This window comes from Marinobacterium ramblicola, assembly GCF_019084545.1.
In the GTDB taxonomy this organism is placed as follows: domain Bacteria; phylum Pseudomonadota; class Gammaproteobacteria; order Pseudomonadales; family Balneatricaceae; genus Marinobacterium_D; species Marinobacterium_D ramblicola.
The window spans coordinates 1-18,492 of the sequence record NZ_JAHREP010000045.1 but is presented as its reverse complement, the minus strand read 5'-3'; the positions used below and the strand labels follow the sequence as shown (position 1 = coordinate 18,492).

Genomic DNA, 18,492 nt, shown 5'->3' with positions numbered 1-18,492 from the left:
AGACCGCCTCGTCTGATCTTGCCCGGCCCGTTAAGGCGTTCAGCTCAAGCGAGGAGGCGCATTCTACAGACCTCACTAAGGGAGTCAACAGGTGCTGTAAAAATTATTCAAAAATATATCGAATGAACTGCGCGAAGTATTACTTTCCAGGTGAATTACAGCTTAAGGGGGAGCATCGCTCCCCCTTAAGCTTCTCCAATTTTCCGGATCAGCCTACGTAGCTAAGCGGGACGAAGGTCCCCCAAAGAATGGCCGTAGCAGCGAGCAAGCCCACAAGCACGACCAAGCCGACCGTGAGAATCGAGGTTGAGAAAAAGAACGCCCTATCTTCAGGAATCTGCATTATCTCGGGTACACCGCTATATAGCAGGTAGATTGAGTAGGAAAGCGCGATAAGCCCCACAATGACGTTGAACCAAAGCATCGGATAGAGACCTGCCAACCCAGAGAGGAACAGAGGTGTGGCAGTAAATGTCACCAACACCATGCACTCATCGAAGCTAACATTGCCGCCATATGTCTTCTCCATCCAGTGAACGGCATAAGCGATAAACCCAACCGCGACCCACATCGCTATATAGAAGGCGATCGCCGCCGGTAAGGCACTGGAGATGCTTAACGTCACGTAATCAGTACCGGTCAAACTCCAGCCGACTTGAGTCGTGCCGATAAACAGCGCTATCGCCGGGATGGCTGCCAATATGCTGATCTGACTCAGGAACACATGGGTAGTTGAGTAATGCTCATTGCGAATCGCACTCCACTCTTTTTTAGGGTGGTACAGAACCCCCATCATGTGCTGTAGGAACATATCTCTAACCTCCTGTCGGGCAGCTATAGTTATTTTCACGCCCGCGCTTTGCAGATTGGTCTTGCATGGTGTTTGCGTCCATTCACCCTTTTCCGTACTCGCATCTCCTCCTGATCAGCGATCTTTTTACATCGAAGTTATCCAGTAGTGGTCAACAAGAAGTATGGCAAACAACCCCATGATGTACAGGATCGAAAAGCGGAACATGCGCATCGGGTCGGCAGCATCCCAACAGCGATACAGGCGCCAGGCCCACTGTAAAAATCGCATATCGATTACCAGCACTCCAATCAGGTAGATCAGTCCACTTAGACCGACGAACCAGGGCAGCAACGTCAACAGTACAGTCAGCACCGTGTAGAGCAGTATCTGCAGCCGGGTAAACTGTTCGCCATGCGTAATGGGTAGCATCGGGATACCAGCCCGCGCGTAATCATCTTTGCGGGCGATACACAGCGCCCAGAAGTGGGGAGGTGTCCAGGCAAAGATGATCAGCATCAGGAGCAGGGCATCCGCGGTTACCTGTCCGGTCACGGCGACCCAACCCAAAAGCGGCGGCGCGGCGCCCGCGACACCACCGATCACAATATTTTGCGGTGTAGCACGCTTGAGAAACGCGGTGTACACGAACGCGTAACCGATCAACGATGCCAAGGTTAGCCAAGCGGTCAAAGGGTTCACGAAGACAGCCAGCAACGCGACCCCGGTTATGCCCATCAATGCTGCAAAAATCACCGCCTGTAATGAACCAATTCGCCCCTGAGGCAGAGGGCGGCGCGCAGTGCGCGCCATACGTGCGTCTATACTCTGATCCAGCACATGATTCACCGCGGCAGCCGAGGCTGCTGCCAACCCAACACCCAGGTTTGTTACAAGCAGCAATCCAAGAGGGGGCAGTTCCGGAGTGGCAAGACACATGCCCACGACAAGCGTAAGCAGCATAACAGCGACGACCCTGAGCTTGCACAGGGCAAGGTAGTCACGCCAGCCAGCAGGAACCTCAACTCGTGATTTGACCAGTGGGTAGGTTGCCATGAATCACCTCCGTCTGTTGCACACGTGATCGCTCATACAGACCAACAACAGCCAGTAATAACGCGACCGCTCCAGCATGGTGGGCCACTGCCAATGCCAGTGGCAGCTGCCAGATCACATTCAACACTCCAAGCAGAACCTGCAACCCCATCAGGCCCCAACACAAACTCAACCAGGGCGCAATTGCCGCCACTTTCCTTAGTCGCCAGCTGACCAGCACCAGCGTCGATAACAGCATCAAGGCCCCCGCACGATGGGTCATCTGGATCGCGGCTCGCGCTGGCGCCGGCAACAACCCGCCCTCATAATTCGGCCCCAGCGGCAACACAGGATTCAATCCCTCCCGAAAGTCGTACTCGACCCGCTGATCTCCCTGGCAGCTCAGCCAGTGGTCACACGCCCATCCAGCGTAGTTGCTGCTGGTCCAACCTCCCAACGCGATCTGTACAAACAGTACAGTCATAAGCAGTACAAGACTGGGATCGACCCTCCCTCTCTCCCCGCGCGACTGCCTGTTACGGTTTCTTGAAAGACTCTGACGCAGTCTAACCAGCAGAGCCAGAGTGGTAAGTCCACCCAAAAGATGCAGCGTCACCACCCAGGGCACCAGTTTCAAAGTCACTGTCCACATGCCAAAAATACCCTGCACTATGACCAGTACTAACAGCAGCAGTGAAAGCTGCACCGGGCAACCGGTTATCGCTTTCTGCTTCCAAGCCAGCATCGCCTGCAGCAGAATCAGCAACCCCAATGTCGACGCAGCGTAACGATGGATCATCTCCAGCCATCCCTTTCGAAGATCCACCTGATGCCCGGGAAAATTCACTCCTATCTGCTCTGCCACTTTTTCCTGTGGTGGCAGGACAATATGGCCGTAGCAGGTAGGCCAATCTGGACAACCAAGCCCAGCATCATTCAAGCGCGTCCAGCCTCCTAACAGGACTACGATCAGCGCCAGCACTATCGCGATATTTACCAGACGCCAGCTCCAGACCATCAACCCACTCCTCTAGCCAACCTTCGACACTTTCAGCAGGCGCTTGAGATCTTCCAACAGAGGCTCTCCGAGCTGTTCCTGCGTATAGCGCAACACGAGGTTGCCATTAGGATCGACGATCCAGATACCGCTTTCGAGCGACGTGGCCGACTGCAGGTGCTCTACCCGCACCCGATCAGCTTCTCGCCCCAACGCATCGTGTATCGTCCGCAAACTCTGCAGTTGTTGGTCGCAAGCGGTGTCACAGTCGCCATCGTGCCTAAAAACGAGCGTCCAATGTCCGGTGAACCGCTCAGCACTACCGCCCCACTGAGTGAGGGTTTTTACCGGTTCCATTAACTCACCCCGATTAACCTGACCGCTGCTCACCGGCAACTGAAAGTGATAAGCAATACCGGCCCCTAACATGGGCAACAGTGCAATCAGCCATATCATCCAAAGCGTCAATCGACTTTTCGAGGTCGCTTGTGAGCCTTCCATTCCAACACTCCCACGATAAGAACCAGTGTTAATGCCAGTGCGAACCATTGAACCGCGTAGCCCAGATGCCGTTCAGGAGGCAGGGTGGCCGAACCGGGCAATCTCGGCACCATATCGCTCTGCGGCGGACGCTGCAGCCATAGCACCCAGGACTCCAACGGCAACTGCCAATACTCCCCCGCCATCTCGGTATCCAAACGCTGCAGCCTCCAATCTGCGAACAGCTGCTCGCTCAGGGTATAGGTCTCAACCGGAAGACCGATTACACCTTCCAGCAGCACGGTTGATGGTCGCTCGATTCTCGGTTTCAGCTCCCGCCTCTCGGGCGCTTCTACCCAGCCCAGGTTGACCAGCAACACCTGCCCCGATATCAATCGAGCCGGCAGTAACACCTCGTACCCAACGCGCCCCTCGTGAGTACGGTTATCCAGAAACAGCGGCTCTTTACCGATCCACTCTACTGCCAGCGTCACCGGCACCCACTGGCGCTGGGTCAACGCGTATTCGAGCTGCGCCTGCGTGGGGTTGCTCAGCGCAGCACCCTGCTGTTCAGCCATCCATTGCCGCTTCTGTTCAGCCCTATCCAGCTGCCAGAAGCCGAGCGTGCACAGCAGCGAGAGCATCAACAGACAGAGTGGATAAAGCCAAACTCTTGCCCCAAAGCGCTTGCCCATCCCAAGCTCAACATCTTTACTGAACAGGTCTGTTTTCGAAATCGGCACAGGACAACACCATGTTTCGCCTTATAGCTCTGGTTATCTTCGCGCTTGTCGTCATCGCCCTGTTCACCAGCCTCTGGTTCATGATGCGCGATAGAGGCAGCACCCACCGTATGGCCAATACCCTGATGCTGCGTGTCGTACTCAGTGCCGGCCTGCTCCTGCTGCTCGTGTTCGGAATTCTGAGCGGCCACCTGCAGATGCACACCTTCGGTTAACACTCAAAGCACATACACAAACAGGAACAGCCCGATCCAGACCACATCGACGAAATGCCAATACCAGGACACGGCCTCGAAACCAAAGTGGTTAGTGGGATCGAAATGCCCCTTCAGCACGCGCAGGAAGATGACGATCAACATGAACGTGCCAAGCGTAACGTGAGCACCATGAAACCCGGTCAAGATAAAGAAGGTCGCGCCATAGATACCGGCATTCAGCGTCAGGCCCAGATCGTTATACGCATGTACATACTCATAGATCTGGAAACCGAGAAAGGTCAGCCCCAGTAGCACGGTTACACCCAGCCAGCGTGCAACGGCTGGGCGATGATCACGAAGCAGTGCGTGGTGAGCCAGTGTCACCGTAAAGCTCGACGTGACCAGCAACACCGTATTCAGCAAGGGAATATGCCAGGGATCAACCAGTTCCCGCGGCCCCGGAAAGCGTTCGCTGTCGGGCGGGTTCATCAACGGCCACTCCGCGGTGAAGCCTGGCCAGAGCATCTGACTTACACCGCGATCGCCCTCCCCGCCCAGCCAGGGCACTGACAGGGTGCGAACATAGAACAGCGCGCCAAAGAACGCGGCAAAAAACATCACTTCGGAGAAGATGAACCAACTCATGCCCCAGCGAAAGGATCTGTCCATCTGATCGCTGTAGAGACCCGCGTGACTCTCCTGAATCACGTTTGCAAACCAGCCCACCAGAATCAGCCCCAGCAGTAGCGCTCCTGCGAGCACCATCAACAGCCCCGGACCCGCACCGCTCTTGGCGCTAAGGCCGTTAACCAGTGTTGCGGCACCGAAGGCAAGCAGAAACATCGCCACCGATGCCAGAATCGGCCAACGACTCTGTGCCGGTACATAATAGGATGCATGCGCGCTCATATCGGTGAACCTCCCTCTTGGGTATCGTTCTCTGCTGTACCGGTCTTATCCGGCGATATATCGAACAGGGTGTAGGAGAGCGTAATCGTGTGGATCGACTCCGGCAGATCGGTGTCGATCATAAACATCAGGGGCATGTCGATCGCGCCACCGCCCTCCAGAGCTTGCGAGTCGAAGCAAAAGCAGTTGATCTTGTGCAGATACTGCGCGGCTTCACCCGGGGAAACGGAGGGGATCGCCTGAGCCACCATCCGCCTTGTGGTCGGATTGCTTGCCCGGTAGGCGGTTTGCTTCATCTCGCCAGGATTGACCCGCAGTAAAGACTCGGTCGGACCAAAAGCCCACGGCATCCCTTCGTTGTTAATCGCGATCAGCCGGACTTTGACTGAGCGAGCCGTATCAACCGCCACCGCATCCACCGGACCCGTTGCCGTTATACGACCATTGAGCCCGGTGACCTTACAGAACACGTCGTACAGCGGAACCAAGGCGAAGCCAAAGCCAAACATCAGCACCGAGGCCATCAACAGGCGCAAAATCAGTCGGCGGTTAGCTTGGGCGGCATCCATGGTGTCACTCCACTCGCGGCGGCGTGGTATGAGTATGGTAGGGCGCCGGTGACGGCACCTCCCACTCCAATCCGTGGGCACCCTCCCACACCTGCGCCGACACGGTCTCTCTGCTGCGTATGCAGTGAATCACATTCCAGACGAAGAGCAGCTGGGAGAAGCCGAAGATGAAGGCACCGACTGTTGCCACCATGTTGAAGTCGGCGAACTGCAGCGCGTAGTCGGGAATACGCCTTGGCATCCCCGCCAGACCCAGAAAGTGCATCGGGAAGAAGGTGATATTGACGCCGATAAAGCTGCACCAGAAGTGAAACTTACCCATCGACTCATTCAGCGCATGTCCGGTCCATTTCGGCAGCCAGTAATAGACACCGGCCATGATCGAGAATATCGCGCCGGGCACCAGCACATAGTGAAAATGCGCCACCACGAAATAGGTGTCATGGTACTGAAAATCTACCGGCGCAATCGCCAGCATCAACCCCGAGAAGCCGCCGATGGTAAAGAGCACGACAAAGGCAATGGCAAACAGCATCGGTGTTTCGAAGGTCAAGGAACCTCGATACATCGTCGCTACCCAGTTGAACACCTTTACCCCGGTCGGCACCGCAATCAACATGGTGGCAAACATGAAGAACAGCTCACCGACCAACGGCAGCCCCACAGTGAACATATGGTGGGCCCAGACCAGGAACGACAGGATCGCGATAGAGGCGGTGGCGTAGACCATCGATGCGTAGCCAAATAGCTTCTTGCGCGAAAAGGTGGGGATGATCTGGCTGACGATACCGAACGCCGGCAGGATCATGATGTACACCTCGGGATGACCGAAGAACCAGAACACATGCTGGAACAGCACTGGATCGCCACCGCCAGCGGCATTGAAGAAGCTGGTGCCAAAGTGGATATCCATCAGCATCATGGTCACCACACCGGCAAGCACCGGCATCACCGCGATCAACAGGAACGCGGTTATCAGCCAGGTCCAGACGAACAGCGGCAGCTTCATCATCGTCATACCGGGCGCACGCAGATTGAGTATGGTTGCGATGATGTTGATCGCGCCCATGATCGAACTGGCCCCCATGATATGGATGGCGAAGATGAAATAGGTCACGCTGGGTGGTGCATAAGTGGTCGACAACGGCGCATAGAAGGTCCAACCGAAGTTAGGCGCGCCGCCATCCATAAACAGCGTCGACACCAGGATCGCAAAGGCGAAAGGCAGGATCCAGAAGCTCCAGTTATTCATCCTGGGCAGCGCCATATCCGGCGCTCCGATCATCAACGGCACCATCCAGTTCGCCAGCCCGACGAAGGCGGGCATCACCGCCCCAAACACCATGATCAGACCGTGCATGGTAGTCAACTGATTGAAGAAACCGGGCTCGACCAGCTGCAAGCCGGGTTGGAACAGCTCACTGCGGATCAGCAACGCCATCACGCCACCGATGAGAAACATCAACAGGCTAAACCAGAGATAGAGCGTGCCTATATCCTTGTGATTGGTGGTAAAGAGCCAGCGTCCGATACCGGTGGCCGGACCGTGGTGCTCCTCGTGAGCACCGGGTGCTGCAGTATCCAGCGTACTCATTGCGCGCCCTCCCCTACCGTATCCGCATTACCGGCCAGCATTTCCGCTATCTGACTCGGAGATACCGCCTCGCCCGTACTGTTACCCCACGCGTTGCGTTCATAGGTGATCACAGCGGCCAGCTCGCTAGCACTTAGCTGGTCACGGAACGCCTGCATCGCGGTTGCCGGACGTCCATTCAGGACAATATCGATATGAGTGCCGACATCACCCAAAGCGATCGGACTGCCCTTCAGGGCCGGGAAAGCCGGCGGCACACCGGTACCGGTGGGCTGATGACAGGCCGCGCACGCCCGCAGGTAGACCTGCTCGCCCTGAGTCATCAACTCATCCAGCGTCCAACTTTTCTCAGCCGCCGCGGCCTCCGCCAGCTTCTCGGCTTTCACTTCGGCGAGCCACTGCTGGAACTGCTCAGGGGGAACGGCCTCTACCACGATTGGCATGAAACCGTGGTCTTTACCGCACAGTTCAGCGCACTGGCCGCGGTAGATACCGGGCTCGTCGATCCGGGTCCATGCCTCGTTGATAAAGCCCGGCACCGCATCCTTCTTCACCGCCAGCGCCGGCACCCACCAGCTGTGGATAACATCATTGGCGGTCAGCAGCAGGCGGATTTTGGTGTCGGTGGGCAGCACCAGGTGACGATCCACCTCGAGCAGGTAGTGTTCCCCCTTAGCCTGTTGATTGCCGATCTGCTCTTGCGGCGTGGTGAGATTGCTGAAGAAATCGAGATCCTGGTCCAGATAGGTGTAACGCCACTTCCACTGGTACCCGGTGATCTGCACATCCAGATCCGCCTCGCTCGAGTCGTACATCTTGACCAGCGTGGCCGTGGCCGGCACAGCCATGGCGATCAGGATGCCCAGTGGCACTATCGTCCAAGCCACCTCGACCAGCGTGTGTTCGTGAAAGTGGTGAGCTTCAGCGCCACGGGATTTGCGGTGATGGAAGATCGACCAGAACATGACGCCGAATACGACAACTCCGATCGCCACACAGATCCAGAAGATGGTCATGTGCAGGTCGTATACCGAGCGACTCACTTCCGTGACGCCCGGAGACAGGTTTAACGCCCACTCGGCATGTGCCGAATGCGACGAAAGAGCGAGCGATAGACCGAATATTATTGTTCTTATCGTTCCCATCACCAGGCCTCCATAAGCGGGTATGCCCAGGTTCCATCCTGACCCGCTCGGGCAGGTCCGGACCCTTCTGAAAGAGGGGAGTCACAGTCCGGCAGATCCTGCTTTGGCTACTCTATTGCCGGGTGACCTCATAGCGGAGTATAGCAGGCGTTGGGAAAATGCAAGGAAGATACGCGATAAAGTGGGTAACGTCGGGCTACATCAACAAATGGCCGTCAGGCACCTAAAATACTGAGCGCCCAACGTACGAGAATGATCACGAAAATCACGAAAACGACCGCCATCAGGACGCCAATTACGACGAAATGAAGCGCACGCCCCTCTTTGAAATCCTGCTCTCTCGCCGATTCGGAACGAACACCGAGAAAGCCAGCGAGCACTCCAAGCAGAGTGCGCCAGCAGCGCTGAATAATATCGGTATGCATAGGACTCACCTCCAGTTACAGATATAGGTCAGATGAGCCGTATTTGCGAAAAGAAGATTAAAAGCCCCCGTCGCGCTTCATCTCCCGAATCGCCTCCTCGAGCATCTGCCGATACTGGCTGGTCAGGAAGCCGATTGCCTTGGACAGATCCTGCTCCTCCCCCTGATCCAACACATGAAAGGCGTTAAATCGGGCCGCGGCATGCATGATGGCGGCACTGAGCATTGGCTGCGCCCACTCGTCGAGCATCTCGTTCGCCAGGTTGACAAACTCGTCTGACACCTCAAAAAAATCGGCTTCCAGCATTGCGCTACTCCTCGCGTTACTCAACCATATCACCGCAGAGATACTCATCGATCTCACGCATGATGTAGTGATTTGCACCGATATTGCGGGCCAGTGCGACGCCCTCGGATGGACTGAAACCGTTCAGGTCGAACGAGAGCGAGCCAGTAGGCTGATTGTCGTAGAACAGGCTCAACTGCAGACGGATGCTGTGATGGAGTTCGGTTGCCAGGCGTAACCGCGCTACCACACGCAGGTGCGCATCGATCGTGTTGACAAAACTGAGACCCGCCGTCTTGTGCGCAAGGCCAACATCGCCACACTCCCCGGTAACGGACATACCCCCTCCCCATTTAACCCAACCGTAAGGGGATATTGCAGGTAGAGTGCCAATCACTCAGCCACAGTCTGGCAGCCAAGTGATTGAAATTAATGCCATGACATAAAGCCCTCATCCACAAACAGAGGTTGAATTGTCGGCTTTATTCCAAACGTCAGTGCTGTTGTAGCACCTGCTGGCGGCGTTTGACTCTGTACCCTACCCGGTACCCCAACAGCAGAAGCAGGATGAGCGCATAGAACAGGACCTGACCATAACCGGCTCTGATCAGCCAGGCGAAGTGGATCATCGCCAGAATCGCGATCGGGTAAACCAAGTAGTGCAACTGCTGCCAACGCCGACCCAGACGTTTCACCCAGCCCCGGGTCGAGGTAATCCCCAGTGCAACCAGCCCCAACCAGGCGATAAAACCCACAATGATATAGGGACGTTCCGATAGCTCGCGGGCGATCAATTCAGGCCGCCAACCGAGAATGAAAGTCGCGAAGGAGAGCAGGTGCAAACAGGCGTAGAACAGCGTATAGAGGCCATACATCCTGCGGTAACGCTGGATCCAGAGCCAGCCAAACAAGCGCCGACAAGGGGTGACGGAAAGCGTGATGAAAAGAAAGCGCAAGGTCCAAAGGCCCAGAAAGGTCACGATGGTCTGCGCCGGATCGGCGCCCAGATCCTGCTCGATAGCTTTGCGTACGATCCAGGCCAGGGGCAATAGCGGCAGCAGAAACAGTAGCCACCAGAACACCCGGCGACCGCTCTTCGAACGGTGTAGTTCGGCAATACTCAGAACCATTTGCGCAGATCCATCCCGCTGTACAGATGCGCCACCTGGTCGGCGTAGCCGTTGAACATGCGGGTATCGATAATGTTGGGACTGAACAGCGACGATGGCAGACGGCGCTCGGTCGCCTGACTCCAGCGCGGATGATCCACCTTGGGGTTCACATTGGCATAGAACCCATATTCGTTGGGCGCAGTCTGATTCCAGGTCACTTTTGGCATCTGCTCGGTAAAGCGGATACGCACGATCGACTTGATACTTTTAAAGCCGTACTTCCACGGCACCACCAGGCGCAGCGGAGCGCCATTCTGTGGCGGCAACGCATCCCCGTAGACACCCACCGCCAGAATGGTCAGCGGGTGCATCGCCTCATCCATGCGCAGCCCTTCGACATAGGGCCAGTCCAGGGTGCTGAAGAAGCTGCGCTGACCCGGCATCTGCGCAGGATCCTGCAGCGTGGTGAACTCCACATACTTGGCATTACCGGTCGGCTCGAAGCGCTTGATCAGATCGGCCAGCGGAAAGCCGACCCAGGGGATTACCATCGACCAGGCCTCTACACAGCGCAGGCGGTAGATCCGCTCCTCCAGCGCATGGGGTTTCAGCAGATCTTCAAGGGTATAGGTGCCCGGTTTGGCCACCTCGCCGCTGATCTCCACCTTCCACGGATCGGTATTGAATCCCTGAGCCTTCTGTTTTGGGTCCTCTTTACCCAAGCCAAACTCGTAGAAGTTGTTGTGTCCGGTGACATGAGCATAGGGGGTCAACGCCTCCCCTGAGATCGGCTGCCCTGCCTTGGCGGAACGCAACTGAGCCTGCAGCCAGTCGGGTCCGGGGTAACGTTTTTCATCCGCGTCCAGCGTGTAACGATCAAGCGCCAGCGCCGGTCGCGCGGCCAACAGGGCACCACCGGCCAACAAGGCTTTTACAAGCTGACGACGCTGCCGGTAGACCGACTCAGGCGTAATCTCGCTTGATGGAATATCTCGTGCCTGCTTGATCAACATACTAATTTCTCCTGAGCCTCTACCCTTTTGACCCTTTAGCAGCAGGTCGTTCCTTTGTAGGGTCTAGCGAAACGACAAAACCTTACACCAACCAAACAGCTTTTATTCCGGTGCCGGACTCCAAACGCAACAAGGGGTGCCTCAGCACCCCCTGTCATCACCCCATAGCGGCCCTCAGTGAGGGCGGCGACGCCATAGCCATAACAATGGCCCGGACAGGGCGTAGCCCAGAAACAGCAGCCAGAGAAATAGCGCAGGATTGGTGGCGATCACTGCGACCACAAGCACGATCAGCGCCAGCTTCAGAAACTGGATCCGGCCTTTGAAATCCACATCCTTGAAACTGTAGTACAACACGTTGCTGACCATCAGCACCCCGGCCAGCACCACATACAGGGCGAACGGATAGGCAAACCCGCTTGGATCGATCTCGTTGGAACTGCAGAACCAGATCAGCCCCGCCACGGCGGCAGCCGCTGCCGGGCTCGGCAAACCCATAAAATAGCGTTTATCGATCGAGCCGATCTGGGTATTGAATCGAGCCAGACGCAAAGCCCCGCCAGCACAGTAGATAAATGCGGCCAACCAGCCCAGCTTGCCGAGGTCCTCCAGTACCCAGGTAAAGGAGACCAGCGCAGGTGCGACGCCGAACGAAACCATATCGGACAGGGAGTCGAACTCCGCACCGAACTTGCTCTGGGTATTGGTCAGACGTGCGACACGTCCGTCCAGACCGTCGAACACCATGGCCAGAAAGATCGCCACCGCAGCCGCTTCAAAGCGCCCGCTCATACCTGCGATCACTGCATAAAAACCCGCGAACAGCGCGCCCGTGGTAAACAGGTTGGGTAACAGGTAGATGCCGCGAGGCCGACGCGCTTCTTGTTCCGACGCCTGTTCACTATCCGGATGCTGCTGATCAGTCTGATCTGTCATATCGGTCTGTCTCTCCATAGGCGGTAAGTCGCCGATATTCTACGCTACGCCCGCGTCGACGCCCACCCGGTCCGTCACAGGAAATAGCGTTGCAGAATACAACTGGTACGCACACCAAGCTTGGCGCGATGCAGGGTTATGTAGCGTTCGGCACGCTGGCGTCCGCAGTCACGCAGGCAATGAAGAAACGACCGGCTGGTGTCCAGCTTGGTGGAGCGATGCAACCCAGCCAACGCGTCATCCGGACCGATCAGGTGGAAGCGGAGATGGCGAAAGCGGCGCGCCAGCGAACCCAGCAACCAGGGACGCTGGCGCATCTTCTGCTGCATCAGCACGATGGCCCGCATCTCACGCATGAAAGCGGTTAAAAACCCCAACTCCGCCACTCGATCGGCGATCGCCTGAGTCGAGGTCGGCACGCCTGTACGCTCCAGCGGTTGCAACAGCACCATCAGTAGATCCCGCTTTACTCCCTCCATCACCAGCGGATAGAGCACCGGATTCCCGGCAAAGCCTCCATCCCAGTAATAGCGACCATCCACCTCTACGGCCTGATGCAGATTCGGCAGACAAGCCGAGGCCAGCAGGTGCTCTGCACACAACTCGGACTCACGGAACAGCCTCAAGCGCCCGGTATTGATCTCGGTCGCCGCGATATAGAGTTTGAATGGGCAATCACGCTGCAGCGCGTCGAAATCGACCTGTTGCTCCAGCGTATCTCGCAACGGATTGAAATCGAAGGGATTCAGGTCATAAGGGGAGAGATGGGTGCTCAGTTTTTGCCACAGTAGGCCGACGGAGCCCGCCAGCCCTGCCGATGACACCTCTTCGGGCAGCATCAATTGGGTCCAGAACGCCGCCAGTTGCTCTTTTGCACCTGCAGGGCCACCTTTGCGCCAACCCTCGGCCAGCATCAGCGCGTTCATGGCACCAGCGCTGGTGCCACTGACGCCCTCGATGGCGAACCAAGGCTCCTCCAGCAAGCGGTCCAGCACCCCCCAGGTAAAGGCGCCATGCGCCCCGCCGCCCTGCAGCGCCAGATTGATTGCGATCCGTTTGGTCACGGCACACCTCCCGTTTTTGTGCACTGCACAAAACAGTGTGCCAGTTTGATCCGTCCGTCAAATGAAAGAATTGTGATTGCCCGGCATACCGTACATCCTGTACATAACGCAAAAACCCGGCCGAAGCCGGGTTTCTTTGCTCGAAAGAGAAGATTAGTTCTTCTCTTTGTCGACCAGCTTGTTGGCAGAGATCCACGGCATCATCGCACGCAGTTTCTCGCCTACCTGCTCGATACCGTGCGCCGCGTTGTTGCGACGGTAGGCAGTCATGGACGGATAGTTGGTGGCGCCTTCAGAGATGAACATCTTGGCGTATTCACCGTTCTGGATGCGCTTCAGCGCGTTGCGCATAGCGGCACGGGATTCGTCGTTGATCACTTCCGGACCGGTTACGTACTCACCATACTCCGCGTTGTTGGAGATGGAGTAGTTCATGTTGGCGATACCGCCTTCGTACATCAGGTCGACGATCAGCTTCAGCTCGTGCAGACACTCGAAGTAAGCCATCTCCGGCGCGTAGCCGGCTTCAACCAGGGTTTCGAAGCCGGCTTTAACCAGCTCAACACAGCCACCGCACAGAACCGCCTGCTCACCGAACAGGTCGGTTTCGGTCTCGTCCTTGAAGGTGGTTTCGATGATACCGGTACGGCCGCCACCCACGCCTGAAGCGTAGGACAGAGCAACGTTCTTGGCGTTGCCGGACGCGTCCTGGAAGATCGCGATCAGGTCAGGGATACCACCGCCCTTGACGAACTCGGAGCGTACGGTGTGACCCGGCGCCTTCGGCGCGATCATGATCACGTCCAGATCCTTGCGCGGCACAACCTGGTTATAGTGGATAGAGAAACCGTGCGCGAAGGCCAGGGTAGCGCCCTGCTTGATGTTCGGCTCGATCTCTTCCTTATACAGCTTGCCCTGGAACTCGTCCGGGGTCAGGATCATGACCAGGTCAGCAGCGGCAACAGCATCGGCCACGTCAGCCACTTTCAGGCCATGTGCTTCAGCCTTGGCGCGGGAAGAGGAACCAGCACGCAGACCGACGGTAACGTCAACACCGGAGTCTTTCAGGTTGCAGGCGTGGGCATGGCCCTGCGAGCCGTAACCGATGATAGAAACCTTCTTGCCCTGGATGATCGACAGGTCACAATCTTTATCGTAATAAACTTGCATCTGAGCTCTCCGCTTGGATCTCAACAGCGTTCATGGAATGGGTAACGAGCACGCCTGCGCGTGCGATGGGTGAACCTTAGGCTATCTGAAGCATTGCGTAAAATGATATATATGCAATGCAGTGTGCTAAAATTTGAAACATCATGGATACCAAACCCTTACGCCTGTTTCTCGCCCTGGCCGACAGCCTGCACTTTGGCCGCGCCGCCGAAAGCTGTCATGTCAGCCCCTCCACTCTGAGCCGCTCGATCAAGCTGCTGGAGGAGGAGCTGGGTGTCGACCTGTTCGAACGCGATAACCGCAGCGTCGAGCTGACCCGGGAGGGCGAGCGCTTCCAGGCCTACGCCCGTGACACCCTGGCCCAATGGGATCTGATCCGTAATTCGCTGCTTGAGGACGCCAAGGAGCTGCACGGCGAGATCAGCGTCTACTGCTCGGTCACCGCCAGTTACAGCTTTCTATACCAGATGCTGCGCAAATTTCGCCGCCAATACCCCCGGGTCGAGATAAAGCTGCATACCGGGGATCCGGAACACGCTATCGGCCACGTTTTATCCGGCAGCGAGGAGATCTCCATCGCCGCCCGCCCGGACACGCTGAACAAGGGGCTGGCGTTTCGCCCCATCGGCGTCACCCCGCTGCTGTTCATCGCCCCGCTAGAACGCCATGAGCAGATTCCGGATACGTTGCCGTTCAGCCGCCAGCAGTGGCAGGAGATTCCGCTGATTCTGTCGGAGAGTGGTGTGGCGCGAAACCGCGTCAATCAATGGTTCAGCGAACGGGGGATCAAACCCCGTATCTATGCCCAGGTAGCGGGTAACGAGGCGATCGTCAGCATGGTCAGCCTGGGCTTCGGCATCGGCGTGGTGCCACGCATCGTGCTGGACAACAGTCCGCTGGCGGACAGAGTTCGGGTGCTGGAGATCAAGCCGGAACTGGAACCCTATGAGATAGGTCTGTTTGCGCTGGAAAAAAAACTGCGCAGCCCATTGATCAACGCCTTCTGGTCACTACCCTGACGGCAATTTGCCATAAGGAAGTCGACAACCGGCGTCACTGAAGGGCCCTCCGGCCTTGATCCAGCCATCACCCGGCGGATACTGCAAACAGATACGATATTGGTCGATGCGACTTTCCCACAAGTACCAAGGCGCGGGTGCAGCGAAGGTCCGCACCGCCCAGATCGTCAACAGACAGGCAAGAATGGCGATTGCTAACCGCATGTACACCTTATCGACTCCGCTTCAGTTGCTCTTCGTTTACTAGACTGCAAACCCTGAACCATGGTTCCCGTGCGCGGCTGAACCCTGACTGAGCGGCCGGGCGACCTTCACAAAGCAGACACGAAAAAGCCGCCCGGAGGCGGCTCGATTAACGTCGAGTAACGGGGGCTTAGAGGCTAAGCACCTTCTCACCGCGCGCAATACCGGAAACACCCGAGCGTACCACCTCCATGATGCTGGCCATATTGCCCAGAGAAGCGATAAACGCATCCAGCTTATCGGAAGCCCCGACCAGCTGTACCGTGTAGGTGTTCGGCGTGACGTCGATGATCTGGCCACGAAAGATATCGCAGGTACGCTTGATCTCCGCACGCATCTGACCGTTGGCCTTGAGCTTGATCATCATCAGCTCGCGCTCGATATGATCGCCTTCGGTCAGATCGACCACCTTGACCACATCGATCAGCTTGTTCAGCTGCTTGGTGATCTGCTCCACCACCCGGTCGTCGCCGATAGTGGTGACGGTCAGGCGCGACAGGGTCGAGTCCTCCGTCGGCGCCACGGTCAGTGACTCGATGTTGTAGTTACGCTGTGAGAACAGACCTACAACCCGCGACAGCGCACCCGGTTCGTTTTCCATCAGAACTGAAATGATATGACGCATGATCAGGTCCTCTCCGTCTTGCTCAGCCACATGTCACGCATGGAGCCGCGCGGCACCTGCATCGGGTAAACATGCTCGAACGGGTCGACGGCGATGTCCATGAACACCAGACGGTCCTTCAATGCGAAGGCTTCGCGCATCGCGCCCTCGAGATCGGCGTACTTCTCGACCTTCATGCCGACATGGCCGTAGGCCTCGACCAGCTTGACGAAGTCCGGCAGCGATTTCATGTAGGACTGCGAGTGACGGGACTCATAGTTCATGTCCTGCCACTGGCGTACCATACCCAGCGACTGGTTGTTCAGACAGAGGATCTTCACCGGCAGGTCATACTGCTTGCAGGTGGAGAGCTCCTGGATGTTCATCTGGATACTGCCCTCACCGGTGACGCAGGCCACGTCAGCGTCCGGGAAGTTCAGCTTGACGCCCATCGCCGCCGGCAGACCAAAGCCCATGGTGCCGAGGCCACCGGAGTTGATCCAGCGGTTCGGCTTGTTGAACTTGTAGTACTGCGCCGCGAACATCTGGTGCTGGCCCACATCGGAGCAGACGTAGGCATCGCCATTGGTGACCTTGCTCAGCATCTCGATCACCTGCTGCGGTTTCATCAGCTCGGAGTCGTCGGTGCGGTAGTGACCGCCGTGACGGCCACGCCACTCGTCGATCTGCTTCCACCAGCTGTCGATCGCGGCCGCGTCAGGCTTCTTCGCACTCTCCTTGACCAGACCGACCATCTCTTCGAGCACCACCTTGGAGGGTCCGACGATCGGCACATCGGCGCGGATGGTCTTGGAGATCGACGCCGGATCGATATCGATATGGACGATGCGTGCAGTCGGACAGAACTTGTCGGTAGCGTTGGTGACGCGGTCATCGAAACGCGCGCCCACCGCCAGGATCAGGTCGGCATGGTGCATCGCCATGTTGGCCTCGTAGCTGCCGTGCATCCCCAGCATACCGATGAACTGACGATCGGTACCCGGGTAGCCGCCGAGGCCCATCAGGGTGTTAGTCACCGGAAAATTGAGCAACTGCGCCAGCTCGGTCAGCTCGGCACTGGCGTCGCCAATGACGATACCGCCACCGGAGTAGATCACCGGGCGGCGCGCCTGCAGCAGCATATCCACTGCCTTGCGGATCTGACCGCTGTGGCCGCGGCTGATCGGGTTGTAGGAGCGCAGCTTGACCGACTTCGGATACTCGTACGGAAAACGCTCGGTCGGCGTCGTCATATCCTTGGGGATATCGACAACGACGGGACCGGGACGGCCGCTCTGGGCGATATAGAACGCCTTCTTGATCGTGGCCGGAATATCTTCCGCGCGCTGCACGCTGAAGTTGTGCTTCACGATAGGACGGGAGATACCGAGCATGTCGGTCTCCTGGAAGGCATCCTCGCCGATCAGGTGACTCATGACCTGGCCGGTGATCACCACCATCGGGATGGAGTCGGTAAACGCGGTCGCGATACCGGTAACGGCGTTGGTAGCACCGGGGCCCGAGGTCACCAGCGCGACGCCGGCCTTGCCGGTCGCACGCGCGTAGGCATCGGCCATATGCGTCGCCGCCTGCTCGTGGCGCACGAGAATATGCTGGACATCCTCCTGCTGAAACAGCGCGTCATACACATGCAGAAGCGCGCCACCTGGATATCCGTAGATGTACTTCACGCCCTCGTCGCGGAGCGCGCGTACTACCATTTCTGCGCCTGAAAGTTGTTCCACGTTATTACCCTCTACTCAGCACCGACAACCCAGTGTGCCGGTGGTAAACAGTTCAAGTTAAGTGCTTCTGAACCCACACCCGTAACCCCGGCGTTGGTGACGCCGTCACGGACACGATCCGATCAGTTCGGATACCCATCTGAATGAGCGGTGGATTCGGAGCAGACCTGAGCAAGGATCACTTCGCTTGGTCTTATCTGTTCTGAGCCCTAAGCCGGGTACTGCTTATATAGCCACATACAATGAGCCGGCAGACGGGGGTTACCCGTACAACAGGCCAAAAAGAGCCCGATATTCTCGCACTTAGCCATATTTTGATCAACCGGACAGACCGGTTTTCGCAGGGCAATCGCACTATCCCCTGACAATGATGGGATCGTCGGGCCGATGTGGTCGGGCCTGTCTGACACGCCGTGA

General features: G+C 57.3%; 21 protein-coding genes. 2 read left to right on the top strand and 19 right to left on the bottom strand.

Going from position 1 to position 18,492, the window contains the following annotated elements:
* Window positions 1-208 precede the first annotated feature (208 nt).
* The 5 genes from KQ940_RS22110 to KQ940_RS22090 form a co-directional block, all read right to left on the bottom strand.
* The gene (locus tag KQ940_RS22110; protein WP_217416822.1) at window positions 209-811 is read right to left on the bottom strand and encodes a Yip1 family protein; all 603 of its coding nucleotides are present in this window, start codon (window positions 809-811) and stop codon (window positions 209-211) included.
* 126 nt (window positions 812-937) lie between these two features.
* Window positions 938-1,846: a heme o synthase gene (cyoE, locus tag KQ940_RS22105; protein ID WP_217416821.1), complete on the bottom strand. Its 909-nt coding sequence runs from the start codon at window positions 1,844-1,846 to the stop codon at window positions 938-940.
* Window positions 1,812-2,843, bottom strand: coding sequence for a COX15/CtaA family protein (locus KQ940_RS22100; protein WP_217416820.1), 1,032 nt, complete (start codon window positions 2,841-2,843; stop codon window positions 1,812-1,814). Before KQ940_RS22100 ends, cyoE begins: the two co-directional genes overlap by 35 nt.
* Before the next feature lie 12 nt (window positions 2,844-2,855).
* Complete coding sequence (locus KQ940_RS22095) at window positions 2,856-3,323, bottom strand: hypothetical protein (RefSeq protein WP_217416819.1); 468 nt, start codon at window positions 3,321-3,323, stop codon at window positions 2,856-2,858.
* Entirely contained in the window at window positions 3,287-4,045 is a 759-nt protein-coding gene (locus KQ940_RS22090) for an SURF1 family protein (protein WP_217416818.1), read from the bottom strand. Before KQ940_RS22090 ends, KQ940_RS22095 begins: the two co-directional genes overlap by 37 nt.
* 11 nt (window positions 4,046-4,056) lie before the next feature.
* On the opposite strand from KQ940_RS22090, the gene KQ940_RS22085 reads away from it, so the two are divergent.
* Window positions 4,057-4,260, top strand: a complete 204-nt coding sequence (locus tag KQ940_RS22085) for a DUF2909 domain-containing protein (protein ID WP_217416817.1) — start codon at window positions 4,057-4,059, stop codon at window positions 4,258-4,260.
* A 3-nt stretch (window positions 4,261-4,263) separates the two neighbouring features.
* Here KQ940_RS22085 and KQ940_RS22080 read toward each other — a convergent pair whose 3' ends face one another.
* The 12 genes from KQ940_RS22080 to ilvC all read right to left on the bottom strand — a co-directional run bounded on the left by KQ940_RS22080 (window position 4,264) and on the right by ilvC (window position 14,464).
* The gene (locus KQ940_RS22080; RefSeq protein WP_217416816.1) at window positions 4,264-5,151 is read right to left on the bottom strand and encodes a cytochrome c oxidase subunit 3; all 888 of its coding nucleotides are present in this window, start codon (window positions 5,149-5,151) and stop codon (window positions 4,264-4,266) included.
* On the bottom strand, window positions 5,148-5,720 hold the full coding sequence (locus KQ940_RS22075) for a cytochrome c oxidase assembly protein (protein WP_217416815.1): 573 nt from the start codon (window positions 5,718-5,720) through the stop codon (window positions 5,148-5,150). The genes KQ940_RS22080 and KQ940_RS22075 overlap by 4 nt, the downstream gene beginning before the upstream one ends.
* 4 nt (window positions 5,721-5,724) lie before the next feature.
* Window positions 5,725-7,314 (bottom strand): cytochrome c oxidase subunit I, encoded by a 1,590-nt coding sequence (gene ctaD / locus KQ940_RS22070; RefSeq protein ID WP_217416814.1) that lies wholly within the window; start codon window positions 7,312-7,314, stop codon window positions 5,725-5,727.
* The gene (coxB, locus tag KQ940_RS22065) at window positions 7,311-8,459 is read right to left on the bottom strand and encodes a cytochrome c oxidase subunit II (RefSeq protein WP_217416813.1); all 1,149 of its coding nucleotides are present in this window, start codon (window positions 8,457-8,459) and stop codon (window positions 7,311-7,313) included. Before coxB ends, ctaD begins: the two co-directional genes overlap by 4 nt.
* A gap of 215 nt (window positions 8,460-8,674) precedes the next feature.
* Window positions 8,675-8,884 (bottom strand): DUF2970 domain-containing protein, encoded by a 210-nt coding sequence (locus KQ940_RS22060; protein WP_217416812.1) that lies wholly within the window; start codon window positions 8,882-8,884, stop codon window positions 8,675-8,677.
* A gap of 57 nt (window positions 8,885-8,941) precedes the next feature.
* A complete protein-coding gene (locus KQ940_RS22055; protein ID WP_217416811.1) occupies window positions 8,942-9,190 on the bottom strand; it encodes a DUF3144 domain-containing protein in 249 nt (82 codons plus the stop codon).
* Between the two features lie 16 nt (window positions 9,191-9,206).
* Entirely contained in the window at window positions 9,207-9,509 is a 303-nt protein-coding gene (locus KQ940_RS22050) for a hypothetical protein (protein WP_217416810.1), read from the bottom strand.
* A gap of 154 nt (window positions 9,510-9,663) precedes the next feature.
* Complete coding sequence (locus KQ940_RS22045) at window positions 9,664-10,299, bottom strand: protein-methionine-sulfoxide reductase heme-binding subunit MsrQ (protein ID WP_217416809.1); 636 nt, start codon at window positions 10,297-10,299, stop codon at window positions 9,664-9,666.
* Entirely contained in the window at window positions 10,290-11,294 is a 1,005-nt protein-coding gene (msrP, locus tag KQ940_RS22040) for a protein-methionine-sulfoxide reductase catalytic subunit MsrP (protein WP_217416808.1), read from the bottom strand. The genes KQ940_RS22045 and msrP overlap by 10 nt, the downstream gene beginning before the upstream one ends.
* A gap of 174 nt (window positions 11,295-11,468) precedes the next feature.
* The gene (gene pssA, locus KQ940_RS22035; protein WP_217416807.1) at window positions 11,469-12,230 is read right to left on the bottom strand and encodes a CDP-diacylglycerol--serine O-phosphatidyltransferase; all 762 of its coding nucleotides are present in this window, start codon (window positions 12,228-12,230) and stop codon (window positions 11,469-11,471) included.
* A 74-nt stretch (window positions 12,231-12,304) separates the two neighbouring features.
* Window positions 12,305-13,294 (bottom strand): patatin-like phospholipase family protein, encoded by a 990-nt coding sequence (locus KQ940_RS22030; protein WP_343222708.1) that lies wholly within the window; start codon window positions 13,292-13,294, stop codon window positions 12,305-12,307.
* 153 nt (window positions 13,295-13,447) lie between these two features.
* Window positions 13,448-14,464, bottom strand: coding sequence for a ketol-acid reductoisomerase (gene ilvC, locus KQ940_RS22025; protein WP_217416806.1), 1,017 nt, complete (start codon window positions 14,462-14,464; stop codon window positions 13,448-13,450).
* A 143-nt stretch (window positions 14,465-14,607) separates the two neighbouring features.
* Here ilvC and ilvY point away from each other — a divergent pair, with 143 nt between their 5' ends.
* A complete protein-coding gene (gene ilvY / locus KQ940_RS22020; protein WP_217416805.1) occupies window positions 14,608-15,483 on the top strand; it encodes an HTH-type transcriptional activator IlvY in 876 nt (291 codons plus the stop codon).
* 373 nt (window positions 15,484-15,856) lie between these two features.
* On the opposite strand, the gene ilvN is transcribed toward ilvY, so the two are convergent.
* Both ilvN and KQ940_RS22010 read right to left on the bottom strand, forming a co-directional pair.
* Complete coding sequence (ilvN, locus tag KQ940_RS22015; protein WP_217416804.1) at window positions 15,857-16,351, bottom strand: acetolactate synthase small subunit; 495 nt, start codon at window positions 16,349-16,351, stop codon at window positions 15,857-15,859.
* Between the two features lie 2 nt (window positions 16,352-16,353).
* Window positions 16,354-18,075, bottom strand: coding sequence for an acetolactate synthase 3 large subunit (locus tag KQ940_RS22010; protein WP_217416803.1), 1,722 nt, complete (start codon window positions 18,073-18,075; stop codon window positions 16,354-16,356).
* Window positions 18,076-18,492: the final 417 nt, after the last annotated feature.